This is a genomic window from Mucilaginibacter sp. MD40, from assembly GCF_002288635.1.
Lineage (GTDB): Bacteria > Bacteroidota > Bacteroidia > Sphingobacteriales > Sphingobacteriaceae > Mucilaginibacter.
In genome coordinates this window covers 800,876-818,909 of record NZ_NRSW01000001.1, presented here as the reverse complement: position 1 = coordinate 818,909, position 18,034 = coordinate 800,876, and the positions used below count along the sequence as shown (strand labels likewise).

Annotated in this window: 19 protein-coding genes; 12 read left to right on the top strand and 7 right to left on the bottom strand. The window is 43.7% G+C overall.

Annotated features, from left to right (window positions below):
- Positions 1 to 615 (top strand): phosphoglycerate mutase family protein, encoded by a 615-nt coding sequence (locus CKK33_RS03675; RefSeq protein ID WP_095702809.1) that lies wholly within the window; start codon positions 1 to 3, stop codon positions 613 to 615.
- A 52-nt stretch (positions 616 to 667) separates the two neighbouring features.
- On the opposite strand, the gene CKK33_RS03670 is transcribed toward CKK33_RS03675, so the two are convergent.
- The 3 genes from CKK33_RS03670 to CKK33_RS03660 are packed head-to-tail and all read right to left on the bottom strand — an operon-like array spanning position 668 to position 3,950.
- Positions 668 to 1,894: an alanine dehydrogenase gene (locus tag CKK33_RS03670; RefSeq protein WP_095702808.1), complete on the bottom strand. Its 1,227-nt coding sequence runs from the start codon at positions 1,892 to 1,894 to the stop codon at positions 668 to 670.
- Between the two features lie 51 nt (positions 1,895 to 1,945).
- Positions 1,946 to 2,362, bottom strand: coding sequence for a tRNA (adenosine(37)-N6)-threonylcarbamoyltransferase complex ATPase subunit type 1 TsaE (gene tsaE, locus CKK33_RS03665; protein WP_095702807.1), 417 nt, complete (start codon positions 2,360 to 2,362; stop codon positions 1,946 to 1,948).
- Positions 2,363 to 2,393: 31 nt separating this feature from the next.
- Positions 2,394 to 3,950, bottom strand: a complete 1,557-nt coding sequence (locus CKK33_RS03660) for a bifunctional response regulator/alkaline phosphatase family protein (RefSeq protein ID WP_095702806.1) — start codon at positions 3,948 to 3,950, stop codon at positions 2,394 to 2,396.
- Between the two features lie 143 nt (positions 3,951 to 4,093).
- Here CKK33_RS03660 and CKK33_RS03655 point away from each other — a divergent pair, with 143 nt between their 5' ends.
- The 5 genes from CKK33_RS03655 (at position 4,094) to CKK33_RS03635 (ending at position 9,337) form a co-directional block, all read left to right on the top strand.
- Positions 4,094 to 5,329 (top strand): HD domain-containing protein, encoded by a 1,236-nt coding sequence (locus tag CKK33_RS03655; protein ID WP_095705738.1) that lies wholly within the window; start codon positions 4,094 to 4,096, stop codon positions 5,327 to 5,329.
- A gap of 52 nt (positions 5,330 to 5,381) precedes the next feature.
- Complete coding sequence (lpxD, locus tag CKK33_RS03650) at positions 5,382 to 6,425, top strand: UDP-3-O-(3-hydroxymyristoyl)glucosamine N-acyltransferase (protein WP_095702805.1); 1,044 nt, start codon at positions 5,382 to 5,384, stop codon at positions 6,423 to 6,425.
- Between the two features lie 63 nt (positions 6,426 to 6,488).
- On the top strand, positions 6,489 to 7,886 hold the full coding sequence (locus CKK33_RS03645; RefSeq protein WP_095702804.1) for a bifunctional UDP-3-O-[3-hydroxymyristoyl] N-acetylglucosamine deacetylase/3-hydroxyacyl-ACP dehydratase: 1,398 nt from the start codon (positions 6,489 to 6,491) through the stop codon (positions 7,884 to 7,886).
- A 2-nt stretch (positions 7,887 to 7,888) separates the two neighbouring features.
- The gene (lpxA, locus tag CKK33_RS03640) at positions 7,889 to 8,674 is read left to right on the top strand and encodes an acyl-ACP--UDP-N-acetylglucosamine O-acyltransferase (RefSeq protein WP_095702803.1); all 786 of its coding nucleotides are present in this window, start codon (positions 7,889 to 7,891) and stop codon (positions 8,672 to 8,674) included.
- A gap of 45 nt (positions 8,675 to 8,719) precedes the next feature.
- A complete protein-coding gene (locus tag CKK33_RS03635) occupies positions 8,720 to 9,337 on the top strand; it encodes an ATP-binding cassette domain-containing protein (protein ID WP_095705737.1) in 618 nt (205 codons plus the stop codon).
- A gap of 24 nt (positions 9,338 to 9,361) precedes the next feature.
- Here CKK33_RS03635 and CKK33_RS03630 read toward each other — a convergent pair whose 3' ends face one another.
- Positions 9,362 to 10,492 carry a DUF4369 domain-containing protein gene (locus tag CKK33_RS03630; protein ID WP_095702802.1) on the bottom strand — a complete coding sequence of 377 codons (1,131 nt, stop codon included), beginning with the start codon at positions 10,490 to 10,492 and terminating at the stop codon, positions 9,362 to 9,364.
- A 192-nt stretch (positions 10,493 to 10,684) separates the two neighbouring features.
- Here CKK33_RS03630 and CKK33_RS03625 point away from each other — a divergent pair, with 192 nt between their 5' ends.
- The 3 genes from CKK33_RS03625 (at position 10,685) to CKK33_RS03615 (ending at position 14,392) form a co-directional block, all read left to right on the top strand.
- Positions 10,685 to 11,470: a succinate dehydrogenase cytochrome b subunit gene (locus CKK33_RS03625; RefSeq protein WP_095702801.1), complete on the top strand. Its 786-nt coding sequence runs from the start codon at positions 10,685 to 10,687 to the stop codon at positions 11,468 to 11,470.
- Between the two features lie 113 nt (positions 11,471 to 11,583).
- A complete protein-coding gene (locus CKK33_RS03620; protein WP_095702800.1) occupies positions 11,584 to 13,518 on the top strand; it encodes a fumarate reductase/succinate dehydrogenase flavoprotein subunit in 1,935 nt (644 codons plus the stop codon).
- Between the two features lie 82 nt (positions 13,519 to 13,600).
- A complete protein-coding gene (locus tag CKK33_RS03615) occupies positions 13,601 to 14,392 on the top strand; it encodes a succinate dehydrogenase/fumarate reductase iron-sulfur subunit (RefSeq protein ID WP_095702799.1) in 792 nt (263 codons plus the stop codon).
- 77 nt (positions 14,393 to 14,469) lie between these two features.
- On the opposite strand, the gene CKK33_RS03610 is transcribed toward CKK33_RS03615, so the two are convergent.
- The 3 genes from CKK33_RS03610 to CKK33_RS03600 all read right to left on the bottom strand — a co-directional run bounded on the left by CKK33_RS03610 (position 14,470) and on the right by CKK33_RS03600 (position 16,681).
- Complete coding sequence (locus CKK33_RS03610) at positions 14,470 to 14,967, bottom strand: thioredoxin-like domain-containing protein (protein WP_095702798.1); 498 nt, start codon at positions 14,965 to 14,967, stop codon at positions 14,470 to 14,472.
- A 13-nt stretch (positions 14,968 to 14,980) separates the two neighbouring features.
- A complete protein-coding gene (locus CKK33_RS03605) occupies positions 14,981 to 15,997 on the bottom strand; it encodes a Gfo/Idh/MocA family oxidoreductase (protein ID WP_095705736.1) in 1,017 nt (338 codons plus the stop codon).
- 102 nt (positions 15,998 to 16,099) lie between these two features.
- Positions 16,100 to 16,681, bottom strand: coding sequence for a DUF4142 domain-containing protein (locus CKK33_RS03600; protein ID WP_095705735.1), 582 nt, complete (start codon positions 16,679 to 16,681; stop codon positions 16,100 to 16,102).
- Between the two features lie 134 nt (positions 16,682 to 16,815).
- Here CKK33_RS03600 and gcvH point away from each other — a divergent pair, with 134 nt between their 5' ends.
- From gcvH to CKK33_RS03585, 3 genes are all read left to right on the top strand, one after another.
- Positions 16,816 to 17,196 carry a glycine cleavage system protein GcvH gene (gcvH, locus tag CKK33_RS03595; RefSeq protein WP_095702797.1) on the top strand — a complete coding sequence of 127 codons (381 nt, stop codon included), beginning with the start codon at positions 16,816 to 16,818 and terminating at the stop codon, positions 17,194 to 17,196.
- On the top strand, positions 17,196 to 17,588 hold the full coding sequence (locus CKK33_RS03590) for a VanZ family protein (protein WP_095702796.1): 393 nt from the start codon (positions 17,196 to 17,198) through the stop codon (positions 17,586 to 17,588). The genes gcvH and CKK33_RS03590 overlap by 1 nt, the downstream gene beginning before the upstream one ends.
- Before the next feature lie 230 nt (positions 17,589 to 17,818).
- Positions 17,819 to 18,034 (top strand): ferrous iron transport protein A, encoded by a 216-nt coding sequence (locus tag CKK33_RS03585; RefSeq protein ID WP_095702795.1) that lies wholly within the window; start codon positions 17,819 to 17,821, stop codon positions 18,032 to 18,034.

Sequence of the window (18,034 nt, the reverse complement as noted above, 5' to 3'; positions counted from 1 at the left end):
ATGAAAAATGTAGTAAAACCGGTAAAGATTTTCGTTTTGCTTATTATCTGTTGTTTTGTAAGCAATTTTAATGCCTTTGCTCAAAAAACAACGATTTATATTGTAAGGCATGCCGAAACAATAGTTGCCATGCCCCATTCGGACGACCCCGCGTTGAGCAATGCAGGCCAGCAAAGGGCTGATGACCTGGCAAAACTGCTAAAGGGGAAGCACATTAAGGCCATATATGTTACTAAAGATAAACGGAGCGGCGCTACTGCCCGCCCATTAGCCGTTAAGGCCCGTATACTACCGCGGGTTTATGAAACCGATTCAACCAGTTTGAAGAAGTTTGCCAAGGCGCTGATCAAAAACTTCCAGGGTAACAACGTGCTCATTATTGGTAACGCCAACACTTTGATGCCTATGTTGAGTGCTCTTGGAGCAGATACACCATTCCCGGCGGTAAGCGAGCAGGATTACGATATTATATATAAAGTGACTGCAAAAGAAAACGGGGATGTTGAGCTTGATCTGGATTATTACGGCCAAAAACATCATGAGAATGATATACCGGAAAAATATCTCCCCGAGATCAGCCACCCTGAGAACGTAAGGCCGTTTACGAATTATTAAGGCTAATATATTGTCCTTACGTCATTTAAATGACAAGCTGTTTTAAGCAATATCAATGATTTGAAACCACTAACAAATCAAGGTCTTTGCTTGGGATATTAAAACGCTCACCTATGTGCTTGTTGGTAAGGTGCCCCTGGTAAATGTATACCGCTTTGCGTATACCTGCTTTTTGCCATATCACATTTTTAAGGCTTCCCTGTTCACCAATGTCTAATAAGATAGGCGCGAATATATTGGTAAGCGCATAGGTTGCTGTACGGGCTACACGTGAGGCAATGTTAGGTACGCAGTAATGTATTACATCGTACTTGCGAAATACGGGGTGGGTATGGTTGGTAACTTCAGATGTTTCAAAACAGCCCCCCTGATCAATACTTACATCAATTATAACCGAATTAGGCTTCATGCGACTAACGGTAGCTTCAGAAACAATGCAAGGGCTGCGGCCATCTTCGGCACGCATGGCGCCAATAGCAACATCGCAGGTAGTGATGGCTTTTTCCAATACAATGGGTTGTACTACTGAGGTAAATACCCTTGCACCTATATTATTTTGTAAACGACGGAGCTTGTAAATGGATGGGTCGAACACCTTTACCTCGGCACCCAAAGAGATAGCGGTGCGGGCGGCGTACTCACCAACAGTACCTGCCCCAAGAATAACGATCTCGGTAGGTGGTACACCAGTAATACCTCCAAGCATAAGGCCTTTACCTTCAAAAATGTTACTGAGGTATTCCGCAGCGATCAATACCGATGTAGCACCTACTATCTCGCTCATTGCCCGTACCACGGTAAGCGAGCCGCCTTCATCCTCCAGATGCTCGAAGCAAACAGCCGTAATTTTCTTTTTGATGAGTGCATGCAGGCTTTCGGCTTTCAGGGTGGCCAGCTGTAGTGTTGATATAAGCAACTGGCCTGGTTTCATCATCTCGATCTCTTCCAGCGTAGGCGGGGCTATCTTGATGATAATATCGGCTTCGTATACTTTTTTGGTGTCGTAAACAATCTGGGCGCCCTGCTCGCTGTAATTATTATCAGTAAAGTTAGCAGCCTGCCCGGCATTGCTTTCCAGGTAAACATCGTGCCCGTTGTTAATGAGCAAGGCTACTGAAAGAGGAGTTAACGCGATACGGTTTTCCTGAAAAGAGGTTTCTTTGGGTATGCCTATGAAAAGCTTTTTTTTATTGCTTTTAACTTCAAGCATTGATTCCTGCGGCTGCATCATGGCCTGTCTGGCAACGCTTGTAAACCCACTGTATTTCCCTGCGCTCATGGTATGTTAGTTTTTCCGGCTGTTGAAGATAGTAAAAATACAGCAGCGTTGCTAAAAGTTTTCAACGGTAATAAGCCGCGATTGGTTATCCTGTATATGTATGCGTACGCCGGCATAGCTATCGGGTACCAGATCGGCTATTTTTTCGGGCCATTCAATAAAGCAATAATTGCCCGAGTAAAAATATTCTTCATAGCCCATATCCAGCGCCTCGCTGTGTTGTTTGAGGCGGTAAAAATCAAAATGGTAAACCGGCCCGTCTGTTCCTTCATATTCGTTAACAATAGAGAAAGTTGGGCTGGTTACCTCGTCAGTTATCCTGAGCTCTTTACAAATGGCCTTTATCAAAGTAGTTTTACCCGCCCCCATTTCGCCATAGAACAGGTATATGCGATTGCTGCCCCCAGCCTCCAGAACCTTTCTGGCCGCCGCAGACAGGTCGGCCAGAGATGTGGTATGTATATCCATTTAAAGTGTTAAAATTTAAATGCCAAATATCTTACCTTGAAGTATAAGTTACGATAGGAATAATCATTTCTTCTAATGATATACCTCCGTGTTGGAAGGTTTCATTATAGAAGTTAACAAAGTGGTTATAATTATTCGGGTACACAAAGTAACTATCGCTTTTAGCAAAAACAAAGCTTGAGCTTACATGTAGCTTAGGCAACTGGGCATCATGCGGATTGCGGATATGGAATACCTCTTTCGGATTAAAATTAAGGTTCTTACCCTGTTTGTAGCGCAGGTTGGTGTTGGTATTACGGTCGCCAATGATCTTGCTGGGGCTTTTTACCCGGATAGTGCCGTGGTCTGTAGTGATAATTACCTTCACCTGTTTTTGTGAAAGGTATTTAAGCAGGTCATATAAAGGTGAGTGCTCAAACCAGGATAGCGTTAACGAGCGGTAAGCTGCGTCGTCGCTCGCGAGTTCACGTATCATATGCATGTCTGTACGCGCATGGCTAAGCATATCCACAAAATTATATACCACTACATTCAGCTCATTATTCATGAGGTTATTTACTGACTCATTAAGTGCGCGCCCTTCATCTATGTTTAGTATCTTATTGTAGGAGTGTTTCACATCGCGGCGTAATACACGCTTCAGGTGATCTGCCAGGAAATTTGCCTCATACAGGTTTTTGCCGCCTTCGTCCTCATCGTTTTGCCACATTTGCGGGTAGCGGCTTTCCATTTCCAATGGCATAAGCCCCGAAAAAATGGCGTTGCGCGCATATTGCGTAGCTGTAGGTAAGATACTGTAATAGGTGTCTTCCTCTTCCAGCCTGAAATATTCTGATATCAGCGGGTTGATGATACGGAACTGGTCATAACGGAGGTTATCTATCAGGATAAAAAATACCGGTACGTTATTATTATCCAGTTTGGGGAATACTTTTTTCTTGAAAAGCTGCGGGGAATTCACCGGCGCGTTATCAGGGTTTTTAAGCCAGTTGATATAGTTTTTCTCAACAAACTTGCAGAACTGTACGTTAGCCTCGGCTTTTTGTAAGGTTAAGATCTCATGCATGCCGCTGTCTTGCAGGGCTTCCAGTTCAAGCTCCCAGTATATCAGTTTTTTATAAACCTCTACCCACTCCTGGTAACTCAGGTGGTCATTAAGGGTCATGCCCAGCGTACGGAAATCCTGCTGATAAGCCATGGTGGTCTTTTCTGTCACCAGTCGTTTATTCTCCGTAAGCTTCTTTATCGTAAGCAGTATCTGCTTGGGATGTACCGGCTTAATCAGGTAGTCGTCAATCTTGGAGCCAATGGCATCTTCCATCAGGTATTCTTCCTCATTTTTGGTGATGAGCACTATCGGTACATCATTATTAATGCTTTTAATTTGTGATAGTGTTTCCAGTCCGGTTAGTCCGGGCATGTTCTCATCCAAAAAAACCAGGTCGAAGTAGTGGTTCTTAAATTCCTCTATCGCGTCGTTACCATTGGTAACGGTAGTTACTTTATATCCTTTTTCGCCCAGAAACAATATATGTGGTTTAAGCAGATCTATTTCGTCATCGGCCCAAAGAATTGTGGTATCCTGCATATTATCTCTATTTTTATCCCCTAATAACTTTTAGGTTGTATGTTTTGTTGTAAAAATATACAAAGCATTAACATTTATTAACAAATACTACGTGCTTGTTTTGTCATATTTAGGCACCTTTGCAGGTAGAATACGTATTGCTTTTGAATAAGAAGAAAATCATAAATGACCCGGTTTACGGGTTCATCAGCATCCCGACAGAACTGGTTTACGACCTGATAGATCATCCATACTTCCAGCGTTTACGCTATATTAAACAGGTGGGCATGACCCATTTAGTTTATCCAGGTGCTTTACATACGCGTTTTCATCATGCCCTCGGTGCCATGCACTTGATGGGCCTGGCTATTGAAACCCTATGCAACAAAGGCACAGATATCAGCCCTGAAGAAAAAGAAGGGTTGATCATAGCCATATTACTGCACGATATAGGCCACGGGCCATTTTCGCATGCGCTGGAACATACTATTGTAGAAGAGATAAGCCATGAGGATATTTCCATAATGCTGATGGATAAGCTCAACCAGGAGTTTAATGGCAAACTTGATCTGGCCATTAGCATTTTCAGGGGCGAGTATCATAAAAAGTTTCTGCACCAACTGGTAAGCAGTCAGTTGGATATGGACAGGATGGATTACCTTAACCGCGACAGTTTTTTTACCGGCGTATCTGAAGGTGTCATCAGCTCAGACCGTATCATTAAGATGCTGACGGTTAAGAACGATATGGTGGTTGTAGAAGAAAAGGGCATATATTCTATAGAGAAATTCCTTATCGCCCGCCGTTTAATGTACTGGCAGGTATATCTTCATAAAACGGTTATAGCCGCCGAGCAATTGTTATGTAAAATATTTTGCCGGGCGCGTGAACTGGCGCTGGCTGGTACACGCTTTCCGCTTACCCCTGCCCTGGCTTATTTCCTGAATACCGAGATTGATCGCAAGGAGTTTATGGCTAACCCGGAGCATTTAAAGGTTTTTGCGCTGCTTGATGATACGGATGTGATGGCCGCCGTAAAAATATGGGCTGGTAGTACCGACTGGGTGCTGGCTACGCTTTGCCATAATTTTATTAATCGCAGGCTGTACCATGTAGACATTACGTCCGAAAACCCAGACAGCGTATGGGTAGAGGAACTTAAGCATAAAGCACAGCAGCAATATGGCCTTAATGAGCATGATGCCTCTTACTTTGTATTTACTGACAGTATCAGAAATAACGCCTACAATAAAGGCGACGGCAGCATACATATCTTAAAAAAAGACGGTAGTGTAATTGATATTACGCTCGCAAGCGATAACTCCAATTTGGAAGCTTTGTCAAAAACCGTAAAAAAACATATACTCTGTTACACCAAAGAACTGGCTTTGAACGTATAAAGGCTAAAACTTAATAATTTGTTGCTTTAGTATTAACATATAACTTTGTACGATGCAATTTACTGCCAAGGATATAGCCATGCTGCTAAACGGGACAGTTGAGGGCGACGAAACAGTTGCCGTAAATCAGCTGGCGAAAATAGAGGAGGCCCAAAATGGTTCACTTTCTTTTTTAGCGAACCTGAAATACGAGCAATATCTGTATACTACAGATGCCTCTATTGTTATTGTAAATAACAGCCAGCAGTTAACCGCTCCTGTAAAAGCTACCCTCATACGGGTAGAGAATGCATACAGCGCCTTCACGCTCCTGCTTGAAAAATATAACACCTTTAAATTATACAAGGAAGGCATCGAGCAGCCCAGTTTTATACATAAAACTGCACAGATTGGTGACAATGCCTACATTGGCGCGTTCGCTTACATAGGCCAGGATGTTAAAGCCGGTAAAAACTGTAAGATATATCCTAATTGTTATATAGCGGATAACGTTACGCTTGGCGATAATGTTACCTTATTCCCTGGTGTTGTAGTATATTTTGATTGTGTTATTGGCAATAATGTTACCATCCATTCGGGTGCGGTTATTGGCAGCGATGGCTTTGGGTTTGCCCCCAACCCAGATGGTAGCTACACCAAAATTGCCCAAATTGGTAATGTAATTATCGAAGATAACGTGGAGATAGGCTCAAACACTACTGTTGACCGGGCCACGATGGGTTCAACCGTTATCCGTAAAGGGGCCAAGATAGATAACCTGGTTATGATTGCCCATAATGTTGAAATAGGCAGCCATACGGTGATGGCAGCGCAATCGGGTATTTCCGGCAGCACTAAAATTGGTTCAAGGGTAGTTATTGGTGGCCAGGTAGGTTTCGCAGGACACCTGAACATAGCCGATGGCAGCCAGTTTGGTGCGCAAACCGGGGTTAATAGCTCTATTAAAGTTATTGATAAACAATGGGGAGGCTCTCCGCATCTGCCTTATAAAGATTACCTTCGCGCCCATGTTAATGTAAGGCGACTGCCTGAATTGGAGCAGCGCGTACGTGAACTGGAAAATATTATAAAAGACTTAAAAAAGGATGTTCAGTGATTCAGGCTTACCGGTATTTACACCGATAATGTAATGAACCAATGAACGAATGAGCAATATAAAATGAACGTAAAACAGAGAACTATCAAAGCGCCGGTATCTATTTCCGGTGTTGGACTGCATACCGGCCAAAATGTCACCATGACCTTTAACCCCGCACCGGAAAAGCATGGGTACAAATTTCGCCGGGTTGACCTCCCCGGCCAACCGGTAATTGATGCCGACTGTGATAACGTGACTGACACGTCGCGCGGCACTACGCTTACTCAAAATGGTGCCAGCGTGAGCACGGTTGAGCACGTATTAGCAGCTTTGGTGGGTTTGGAGATAGATAATGTGCTGATTGATATGGATGCACAGGAAACGCCCATTATGGATGGCAGTTCTATACAGTTTATTACCGCAATAGAAGAAACCGGTACAGTTGAGCAGGACGCCGACCGCGAATACTATCATATTCCTTATAATATTCATTACTCTGAACCTGACCGCAAGGTTGACATGGTGGCCATGCCTTTAGACGATGATTATCGTTTTACCTGTATGGTTGATTATAACTCGCAGGTATTAGGCAGTCAGCACGCGACCATATCTTCTCTTAAAGAGTTTAAAAAAGAGATCGCGTCAAGCCGTACTTTTTGCTTTTTACATGAACTGGAAATGCTGGTTAAGCACGATCTGATCAAAGGTGGAGACCTGAACAATGCCATTGTTGTGGTGGATAAAGACGTTGACCAGGAAGAATTGAGCCACCTGGCCAAATTATTTAACCGCAAAGACATCAACGTTGCGCCGCAGGGTATCCTGAATAATATTGAGTTGCGCCACCAGAACGAGCCTGCACGCCATAAATTGCTGGATATGATAGGCGACCTGGCATTGGTTGGTGTTCCGTTAAAAGGCCACATTATGGCGGCCCGGCCCGGCCACGCAGCCAACGTGGCGTTTGCTAAAAAGATAAAAGCGCTCATCAAGAAAGAGCGTAGCCGCAAGCATGTTAAGGTTTATGACCCAAACATGAAACCGGTTTACGATACGGTGCAGATAATGGAAATATTACCGCACCGCCCGCCGTTATTGTTGGTTGACAAGATATTGGAACTCACAAAAACGCATGTGGTTGGTTTAAAAGCCGTTACCATGAACGAGCCATTCTTTGTTGGCCACTTCCCGGGCGCACCGGTAATGCCGGGCGTTTTGCAGATTGAGGCCATGGCCCAAACCGGTGGCATACTGGTGCTGAATACCGTACCCGACCCCGAAAACTGGTTGACGCTTTTCCTTAAGATAGAAAATGCAAGGTTTAAGGATAAGGTTTTGCCGGGAGATACGTTAATATTCCGTTGTGACCTGATCGCGCCTATCAGAAGGGGTATTGCCCAAATGAAAGGTATTGGTATGGTAGGTGAGAAAATTGTGGTTGAAGCCGAGCTAATGGCACAAATAGTTAAATACAAGTAAATATGATACAGCCTTTAGCTTATATACACCCACAGGCCAAAATCGCGGATAACGTAGTGATTGAGCCCTTTGTAACCATCCATAAAGATGTAGAAGTGGGTGAAGGTACCTGGATAGGGTCAAACTCGGTAATTATGGATGGGGCGCGTATTGGTAAGAACTGCCGCATATTTCCTGGTGCCGTAGTTTCAGCTCCGCCGCAAGACCTTAAGTATAAGGGTGAGCCCAGCACCGTAACTATTGGCGACAATACGGTCATTCGTGAGTGCGTAACGCTAAACCGTGGTACCGCGCTGGATAAAAATACCACCACCATTGGCAGCAATTGCTTGTTAATGGCCTATGTACACGTAGCGCACGATTGTGTAATAGGCGATAATGTGATTATTGCCAATTCTGTGCAGTTGGCAGGCCATATCAACGTGTATGATTATGCTTTTATCGGCGGCACCTCGGCAGTACATCAGTTTGTCGAAATTGGCGCGCACAGCATGATTTCCGGCGGTTCTCTGGTGCGTAAGGATGTTCCACCGTTCACCAAGGCCGGCCGCGAACCCTTATCTTACATTGGTATCAACTCTGTAGGGCTGCGCCGAAGAGGGTTTTCCGCGGAAACCATTAACGAGATACAAGAAATATACCGTATCATTTTCCTTAAAAAATACAATATCACCAAAGCTCTTGATATTATTGAGGCCCAGTTTAACCCAACCGTTGAGCGTGACGAGATTGTGAATTTCGTGCAGAACTCACAACGAGGTATCATGAAAGGTTTCAGCACGGTATAATTAAAACATGACCATGGTCTATAGTCCATGGTACATGGTCAAAAAATGCAGATTTCTCTCCAAAACATAGGCCGGCGATTTAACCGCGAATGGATATTCAGGGGTATTGATTATACTTTTGATAAGACGGGCAGTTACGCGGTACTGGGGGCAAATGGTTCGGGTAAATCTACATTGCTACAGGTGCTCAACGGTAGCTTAGTGCCATCTGCCGGTACAATTAAGTATACAAACGGCACTGTAAACATTGATCCGGGCGATATATTTAATTACCTCAGCCTTGCCGCGCCTTATTTGGAAGTAATAGAAGATTTTACGCTGAATGAAATGATTGATTTTCATTTCAGGTTTAAGCCCTATCGCCAGGGGATGGATAAAGAAGCCGTGGCCGGTATTCTGAACTTACAGGGCAGCCGCAATAAGGCTATCCGCTATTTCTCTTCCGGAATGAAACAACGCCTTAAGCTGGCGCTTGCTTTTTGTGCCGACACCCCCATTCTGATGCTTGACGAACCCACAGCCAACCTGGATAACCAGGGGATTGACTGGTACCTGGGCTTAATTGAACAATACAGCGCAGGCCGCCTTACCATTATTTGCTCGAACCAACAGCATGAATACAGCTTTTGTGCAAATACACTGAGTATAGCTGATTATAAGTAACCGTTGTTTACGGGTATACAGACCCTACTTCTTATTCAAATAATCATGCACAGCCTGGTCCACATCAATCAGGTTAATGTTGGCTTGTAATAGCTTCCAGTTACCATCAAGCAAAAAGTAGGTAGGCACCGCTTTTATTTTCCAGTTAGCTACATTGGGCGATGCGTTTCCTTTCAGATCCGTAACCTGTATCCATTTTGCCGTGCTTTTTGGCGCATTTTTTAACCAGGTAGCTTTATCGGTATCCAACGAAACACTAACAGTAGCAAATTGCTCCCTGTCGCGAGGGGTTATAATGAGCCCGTTAGACATTTTAGCATGGTTTTGGTTAGCCACCACGCTGCCGCTTTTCCAAAACTCAACCAATATTACTTTGGCTTTTATATCATGGTGGTTAAAAGCTTTGCCATCAGGAGTTTGCCCCTTTATATCTGCCGCGGTAGCTCCCGGCAGCAGTTTTACAAGTACCGCAACTTTATTGCCTACTTTAATGCCATCGTCGGTGTTTTTGGCAGAGTCGCTAAGCCGGGCGTAAACAGCAGCGTACTGACTGGCATATTCATCCAGATACTGCTCTGCAAGTATGTGCGATGCGGCAAGGCTGTTTGGGTGGGCTTCTAAATAATTGGTTAGTATCTCTGGCTCCAGTTTACGCCGTTCTGTTTGCAGCTTTCTTGTTTTTTCATACAATGCGGCACGCTGTTTAGGCGGCATGTTTTTTACTTCCTGGCTTTCCAGGTATTTAGTCATCGAGTCTATTTTTGCATCCAGTTTCCCGGCCATCTGGTTTTGTAACTGGTAATAGTCGGTAAGTTGCTGCTGTGTTTTAGAACCGCTCATCACTTTTGGGTAGTTGTTGTTTTGCGGCTCTATCAGGTAATTCGTATTCTCAAGGTACAGTGTAAACTTCTTTTGGCTGTTTAACGGTTTGGTATCATCAATAAGCACTATATCGTAATAGCCCGGGCTCTGCAATGGTTGCTCAATGCTGGCCTTGCCATCTTTAACAGGTTGTGTGAGCACGGTTTCGTTATACTGTGTAAGCATCATCTTTCCACTACTGATATCGCTGTTGCTCAGGCTTAGGCTAAGCTTTGGATTGCTGTTGCACGATGCTAATAAAAGGCCTGCTAAAAAGGGTAAAATACGTTTCATATATAATACATTGTGAAAGGACGACCGAAATTAATAAATATTAATAGATGTGTTGATAAATAACCTTTACTTACTCTTGTATGACTAAATTAGATTGTTTCTAAATAGTTATTATCCCTCCTTTAAGCCGAAACCATTTATATCTTTTGGCTTTTAATAGATACTTTTGCGAAAAATATAAATCAAATAATAATGAGCGAATTTAAACAAACCTTTAACTCCTCACTGGGAAAAAAGCTGATTATGGCTTTAACAGGCTTGTTTTTATGTACCTTCCTCATCGTACACGTGGGTGGTAACCTGCTGTTGTTTAAACACGATGATGGTTTTGCATTTAACAGCTATGCTAACTTCTTAACGCATTTCCCGCCGATAGAGGTTATTGCATACATCCTCTATTTCTTTATCATCCTGCACTCTGTGTATGCATTGGTGCTTACTATTAAAAATCGCAGGGCGAGGCCGGTGGGTTATGCTGTAACTACAAAATCTCCAACCTCATGGTCGTCAAAAAACATGGGCTTGTTGGGTTCAATTCTTTTATTGTTCATCGTTATTCACATGGGCGATTTTTGGTTCACGTACAAATACAAGGATATCCTTCCTTTTAAAGAGTACCGAACCAACCTGGCAACTAACGAAACAACAGTTTCTGAATACAAGCCGGAAGTCCCAACATTTGAACGCTCGATCTCGGTTGAGAACAACGTGGAGATTGTTCGCGTAAAAGACCTGCACTCACGTATACAATGGAGCTTTAGCCATTTATGGTATGTGGTATTTTATGTAATTGCCATGTTTGCTGTATCATTCCACTTACTGCATGGTTTCCAAAGCGCGTTTAAAACGCTGGGCTGGGTGCACAAGAAATATGATGGCATTGTATCATTTATCGGTACGTGGCTTTTCGCGGTTATCATACCGTTGCTGTTTGCCTTGATGCCAATTGTTTATTATTTCCAAAGTTTGGGTAAATAGATTCAGGATATAAGAATCAGGGACCAAGACTTAGTAAACTAAATAGAAACAAAAGGATAGTTCAATATAGACGAAACAAGTCTATCTTGAATATCCGCTCTAAATACAAAGAAATGAGTTTAAATGCTAACATTCCGCAAGGGCCATTAGCCGAAAAATGGAGCAAGCATAAATTTAACTTAAAGCTGGTTAACCCTGCCAACAAGCGTAAATACAACGTTATTGTGGTTGGTACCGGTTTGGCAGGCGCATCAGCTGCTGCTTCATTGGCCGAATTGGGTTACAACGTAACCGCTTTCTGTTTTCAGGATAGTCCACGCCGTGCACACTCAATTGCTGCACAGGGTGGTATCAACGCCGCTAAAAACTATCAGAATGATGGTGACAGCGTTTACCGTTTATTTTACGACACCATTAAAGGTGGCGACTACCGTGCACGCGAAGCCAACGTTCACCGTTTGGCAGAAAACTCGGTAAATATTATTGACCAGTGCGTTGCACAGGGTGTACCTTTTGCCCGTGAGTACGGTGGTTTGTTGGATAACCGTTCATTTGGTGGCGCGCAGGTATCACGTACCTTCTATGCCCGCGGCCAAACCGGACAGCAATTGCTTTTAGGTGCTTATTCGGCGCTTAACCGCCAGATCAACCTGGGCAAGGTAAAAATGTACACTCGTCACGAGATGCTTGACGTGGTGATGATAGACGGCCATGCAAAAGGTATTGTTACCCGTAACCTGGTTACAGGTGCAATTGATACGCATGCCGCACATGCCGTATTGTTATGTACGGGTGGTTACGGTAACGTATTCTACCTGTCAACCAACGCCATTGGCTCAAACGTAACAGCAGCATGGAGAGCACACAAACGTGGTGCTTACTTTGCTAATCCATGCTACACACAAATTCACCCAACCTGTATCCCGGTTACCGGCGACCACCAGAGCAAGCTTACGCTGATGTCTGAATCATTACGTAATGATGGCCGTGTATGGGCTCCTAAAACCGTAGAGATCGCTAAGAAACTTCGTAACAAAGAGATCACCGCATCACAGGTTAAGGAAGAAGATCGCGATTATTTCTTAGAGCGTAAATATCCATCTTTCGGTAACCTTGTTCCGCGCGATGTGGCATCACGTAATGCTAAGGATATGGCTGATGAAGGCCGCGGTGTAGGTACATCAGGCTTTGCCGTTTATCTGGACTTTGCAGATGCCATTAGCCGTATGGGTGAAGATACCGTGCGTGCCAAATACGGTAACCTGTTTGACATGTACTATCAGATCACTGATGAAAACCCATACAAACAGCCAATGCGTATTTACCCGGCGGTACACTATACCATGGGTGGCCTTTGGGTTGATTATAACCTGAGCACCAACGTACCGGGCTTATATGCTTTGGGCGAGTGTAACTTTAGCGACCATGGTGCAAACCGTTTGGGTGCCTCTGCGCTGATGCAGGGATTATCTGATGGATACTTTGTTATCCCTTACACTTTAGGCGATTACCTGGCTACCATTGGTCCAAAACCGGTTGATAAAAACCACCCGGCCTTTGCGCAAACCAAACAGGATGTTTTGGATAACGTGAACAAACTGTTATCTCTTAAAGGAAACAAAACTGTTGTTGAGTACCACCGCGAGCTTGGCCATATTATGTGGGAGTATTGTGGTATGGCCCGTTCAAAAGAAGGCTTAACCAAAGCTAAAGCGATGATAAAAGAGCTGAAAGCTGATTTCTGGAAAAACGCCGTAGTGGTAGGTGAGAACGAAGAGTTGAACCTTTCTCTTGAGCGTGCAGGCCGTGTAGCGGATTTCATAGAGCTGGGCGAATTGATGGTGACCGACGCGTTGATGAGAAATGAATCATGTGGTGGCCACTTCCGTATCGAATCGCAAACGGAAGAAGGTGAAGCACTTCGCGATGACGAGAACTACGCGTTTGTTGCAGCATGGGAATTTAAAGGTGAAAACCAGGAAGAAGAGCTGCATAAAGAAGAGCTGGTATTTGAAAATGTTAAGTTAACACAAAGGTCTTATAAATAAGATGGTGAGTAGTGAGTGGTTAGTGGTGAATAGATACACCGCGTTAACCAATCACTACGCTCCACTCACAACTCACTAAAGTATGAGTCACGAAAATATGAACTTGACGCTTAAAGTATGGCGCCAAAAAAACACACAAACTCCAGGTAAGTTTGTGACCTATAAAGCTGAAGGGATATCGCCGGATATGTCGTTCTTGGAAATGCTTGACGTGGTGAATGAAAGTCTGATCAAAAAACAGGAAGACCCTATCCACTTTGACCACGACTGCCGCGAGGGTATCTGCGGTAGCTGTTCATTATACATCAACGGCAGGCCGCATGGTCCTAAGCGTGCTATTACTACCTGCCAGTTGCATATGCGCAGCTTTAACGATGGCGACACGGTTACCATTGAGCCTTGGCGCTCTGCAGCCTTCCCTGTAATTAAGGATTTGGCTACAGACCGTTCAGCGTTTGATCGTATACAGCAGGCTGGTGGTTTTATTTCAGTAAACACCGGCGGCGTGCCTGATGCTAACTCGACACCTATTCCTAAAGTTGTGGCTGATGAAGCCTTTAACTCTGCCACCTGTATTGGTTGCGGCGCTTGTGTAGCGGCTTGTAAAAATGCTTCGGCCATGTTATTCACCTCGGCTAAGATCACGCAACTGGGCTTATTGCCGCAAGGCCAGCCTGAGCGCTGGAGCCGCGTACAGGCCATGGTAAAGCAAATGGATAAAGAAGGTTTTGGTAACTGTACCAATACCGGTGCCTGCGAGGCAGAATGCCCTAAAGAGATCACGCTGATGAATATCAGCCGTATGAATAACGATTTCTTTAGCGCCAAGCTTTTCCGCGAAGAGCATACCCATGATCACAGCGGTAATGGCTAAATAAGAGCAGATATTATAAAAATAAGGCCCGAATGTAGATCACATTCGGGCCTTATTTTTTAGCGCTTTGGGTAGAATTATACTTTCTTTAAAGCCGCTATCACATCTTTACCTTCAGGTGCTTTATCAAAGTACTGTTGTAGCTGGCCATTTTTGCCATATATGGCTACAAAAGGCGTATGTTTTAACTGATAATAACGTTGCACGGTGTAGGTATAACCCTCGGTGCCTAAAATAAAATTAGGATATTTATCAAGCCCGTAATCGTTCTCGAAGGTTTTTACCATGCGGATATCGGTAAAAGTGATCATCACCACTTCAAACTTCTTAAGTTTATCCATATCAGGCTTCAACTCTCTGATGAGTTTTTGGCAATGCGGGCAGTCTGGCGCAAAATAAATCAATACCACAGGTTTGTTTTTAGGCAGATCGGCCGGGGTAAGGTTTTGATCCTTTGTGGTGAGGATCTTGAAAGGCGCGATGGTTGCAGGCATGGTTTGCGCCTGTGTACAGGCAAAGCCACCCACCAATAACAATAGTACAAAAGCAAGTCTTTTCATTTTATTCAGGGTCATTTATGTATGATAGTTAAGCTTCCAGCATTTCTATCTGCCAGGCAATTTGTTCTTCGGTTACAGGGAATAACGCATTTTCGCGTATGGTATGATAGGCCGCCTCAAATATTTGGTTATAATCGCCATTTACCGATGGCACTGTTTCTGTACATTTCTCATTATCAAAATTCACAATGGTGAGTTTACCCTCATTCCCTGCCGGTTCAACCCCATAAGCATCTTCAGTCGGCAGCATACCTTTATCCAGTTGCGCTTCCTGCACATCTGTACGGTTCTTAATAAAACTGCCCAACGTTCCATTAACCCAAAACCCCGGCGTTTCTCCGGCAATCTGCAAGCCCGATGTAAGGTAAACATTTAGCTGATTAGGGTATAGTAAATGATAATGGAAATAATCCGGCACTTCCGAGCCATCGCGATATATACCGGTGGTTTTATGGAAGGATAACGGCCGGCCAAATAAGGCAATGGCATTATCCAGCAGGTGCGCGCCCAAATCGTAAACCAGGCCGCCTGCAGGCACCCCCTTTGTTTCCTTAAATGATTTAACCCCTATGGCCGCCTTGTAACGGTCCATCCGAAAGGTTACCTCTATTAGTTGCCCCAAGCGGCCGCTTTCAATTACCTCTTTGGTAGAAAGAAAACCGCTATCATAACGGCGATTTTGATAAACCATCAAGTGCCGGTTAAGCTCTTTTGCAGTATCGAAGAGCGTTTTTACTTCTTCAGAAGTTGCGGCGGCGGGTTTCTCTAACAGGACATGCTTGCCTGCCTTCATGGCCATCATAGCATGCTCAAAATGCAGGTTGCTGGGCGTATTTACAATTACCAATTCTACCTCGCTATCATTCAGCAATTCTTCTATCGAATTATATTCGGTAATGTCCGGATAAAGCTTTGATGCTTTTTTCTCATGCCGTTCTACAATTCCCTTTAAAGTAAAGTGCGGATTAGTGTGAATGAACGGTGCATGAAATATCCTGCCCGACATACCGTAAGCCATCAGGCCTGTAACTATTGGTGCTGACATGGTGGTAAATTTATGAGTTAATGCCGCATTTGGCCAAATTATCTGCAACAAAAAAGGGAAGAGCATTATACCCTTCCCTTTCAAAGATCAATTTTATTGATTTTATTTCATTGATTTCTGAATAGCTTCGATTTTTGCCAGGTGCATTTTTACAGCAGGCAAAGTTTTAGTAGCAAATGCCATCAGGTCAGCATCTTTGCAATTTTTAGAAGCATCTTCTAACATTGATTCAACTTTTTTGTGGCCATCTACCATCGCGTCAACATAAGCTTTGTCGAAATCTTTACCAGATTTTGCAGATAGATCGCTCAGCATTTTTTGGTGATCTTCATCAGGAGCTGTAGGCAGAGTAATATTTTTCTTTTTAGCAATTTCCATTAGCTCTTCGTTAACCTTGGTATGGTCGGTTACCATCATGTTAGCGAACTCTTTTACTTGCGCATTAGTAGCTTTTTCTGCGGCTACTTTACCGGCAGCAACTTCGGCCATACCCGCATTGGCGGCGTCAGTAGCGAATTTTGCGTCTTTTTCATCTACAGCAATACCTGTAGAACCATTGGTAGTGGTGTCTTTTACTGCGTTTACACTGTCAGCTGTTTCTTTGCTGTCTTTTGCGGCATTGTTACATGCCTGGAATGATAATGCCGCAACGGCTATCATTGCTGCTAAGCTTAACTTTTTCATTTTGATAGATATTTTTAGTTTTTGTACTGTTTCTAACAAACTGCTGGCCATTTAGTTTTAATAAACAGGCAGCTGTAAAATGCCTTCTATATAGTTTAAACTTTTGCTATTTTTGGGCACACAAAACAAACGTTATGAATTTTCCGGCAGAATTAAAGTACACCAGCGATCACGAGTGGATCAGAATTGAAGGTAACGAAGCTTACATAGGTATAACCGAATTTGCACAGGGCGAGTTAGGTGATATCGTTTACATCGATATCAATACCGTGGGTCAGGAAGTTTCTAAAGAAGCTGTCTTTGGCACCGTAGAAGCTGTTAAGACTGTATCTGACCTGTTTATGCCGGTTGATGGCACTGTATTGGAAGTGAATAGCAAATTGGATAGCGAACCTGAACTGGTAAACTCAGACCCATACGGCGAAGGCTGGATGGTGAAGATCAGCATTAAGAACCCGGCTGATGCCGACAACCTTTTAGACGCCGATGCGTACAAAGGTGTTATTGGGCACTAATGAAAAGTACTTTTAAATATTACGGGCCTGCAATATTGTGGGCCCTCTTTGTTTTAATATTATGCGCCATACCCATTTCTGTTAGAGAAGGAGAAGGATTGTTCTTTGCCGGCTTTGACAAGATGGTGCATTGCATCTTTTTTTTCGTGCTATCCGTTTTATACTGCACCGGTAGTATCAGAAAATGGCACACCCGTAATATCCGCATAGAAATAGCCATGAAAAATACGATTGTGTTGCTGAGCTACGGCGCACTGATAGAAGTGCTGCAATCACGTATTTTTACGTGGCGCACTGGCGACTGGCACGATCTGCTTGCCGATACCATTGGCGCCAGCATGGGCATATTTGCCGTCCTCGTTACCGGAAATGCTATAAACAGTAATAAATGAAAAAAGTAAAGTATTTGTGCGCCTTTATCATATTGTTGGCCGGTTCAACCTCATGCGGAATATTTAAAAAAGATTGCGGCTGTCCGCATTTTGGAAAGTCTGCCTCTGCAAGTAAGCCTACCCGCTACGTTTAATTCTCTTTTTTTCGTCAAAAAGTATCACCAACGGCTATTCTTATTTGGATTTGTTATAAATAAAGCTAAATTTGTGCCTGAGAAAATACTACTGGTATGACACTTGAGCAGCTCGAAGTTGGAGAAACAGGCATAGTAAAGGAATTTACCGATCTGGAAATGTCTGTTAAATTAATGGAGATGGGATGCCTTCCCGGTGAGGCTATAAAAGTTTCGCGTGTAGCGCCGCTTGGCGACCCAATAGCTATACATGTTTCCGGCTACCAGCTTAGTCTGCGCCGTTTTGAGGCCTCAACTATTGTACTGCAATAA

Bases quoted from the DNA above. Each gene is read 5' to 3' on its own strand.
- CKK33_RS03675 (WP_095702809.1), top strand. From the start codon at position 1: ATGAAAAATGTAGTAAAACCGGTAAAGATTTTCGTTTTGCTTATTATC.
- CKK33_RS03670 (WP_095702808.1), bottom strand. From the start codon at position 1,894: ATGAGCGCAGGGAAATACAGTGGGTTTACAAGCGTTGCCAGACAGGCC.
- tsaE (WP_095702807.1), bottom strand. From the start codon at position 2,362: ATGGATATACATACCACATCTCTGGCCGACCTGTCTGCGGCGGCCAGA.
- CKK33_RS03660 (WP_095702806.1), bottom strand. From the start codon at position 3,950: ATGCAGGATACCACAATTCTTTGGGCCGATGACGAAATAGATCTGCTT.
- lpxD (WP_095702805.1), top strand. From the start codon at position 5,382: ATGCAATTTACTGCCAAGGATATAGCCATGCTGCTAAACGGGACAGTT.
- CKK33_RS03645 (WP_095702804.1), top strand. From the start codon at position 6,489: ATGAACGTAAAACAGAGAACTATCAAAGCGCCGGTATCTATTTCCGGT.
- lpxA (WP_095702803.1), top strand. From the start codon at position 7,889: ATGATACAGCCTTTAGCTTATATACACCCACAGGCCAAAATCGCGGAT.
- CKK33_RS03635 (WP_095705737.1), top strand. From the start codon at position 8,720: ATGCAGATTTCTCTCCAAAACATAGGCCGGCGATTTAACCGCGAATGG.
- CKK33_RS03630 (WP_095702802.1), bottom strand. From the start codon at position 10,492: ATGAAACGTATTTTACCCTTTTTAGCAGGCCTTTTATTAGCATCGTGC.
- CKK33_RS03625 (WP_095702801.1), top strand. From the start codon at position 10,685: ATGAGCGAATTTAAACAAACCTTTAACTCCTCACTGGGAAAAAAGCTG.
- CKK33_RS03620 (WP_095702800.1), top strand. From the start codon at position 11,584: ATGAGTTTAAATGCTAACATTCCGCAAGGGCCATTAGCCGAAAAATGG.
- CKK33_RS03615 (WP_095702799.1), top strand. From the start codon at position 13,601: ATGAGTCACGAAAATATGAACTTGACGCTTAAAGTATGGCGCCAAAAA.
- CKK33_RS03610 (WP_095702798.1), bottom strand. From the start codon at position 14,967: ATGACCCTGAATAAAATGAAAAGACTTGCTTTTGTACTATTGTTATTG.
- CKK33_RS03605 (WP_095705736.1), bottom strand. From the start codon at position 15,997: ATGTCAGCACCAATAGTTACAGGCCTGATGGCTTACGGTATGTCGGGC.
- CKK33_RS03600 (WP_095705735.1), bottom strand. From the start codon at position 16,681: ATGAAAAAGTTAAGCTTAGCAGCAATGATAGCCGTTGCGGCATTATCA.
- gcvH (WP_095702797.1), top strand. From the start codon at position 16,816: ATGAATTTTCCGGCAGAATTAAAGTACACCAGCGATCACGAGTGGATC.
- CKK33_RS03590 (WP_095702796.1), top strand. From the start codon at position 17,196: ATGAAAAGTACTTTTAAATATTACGGGCCTGCAATATTGTGGGCCCTC.
- CKK33_RS03585 (WP_095702795.1), top strand. From the start codon at position 17,819: ATGACACTTGAGCAGCTCGAAGTTGGAGAAACAGGCATAGTAAAGGAA.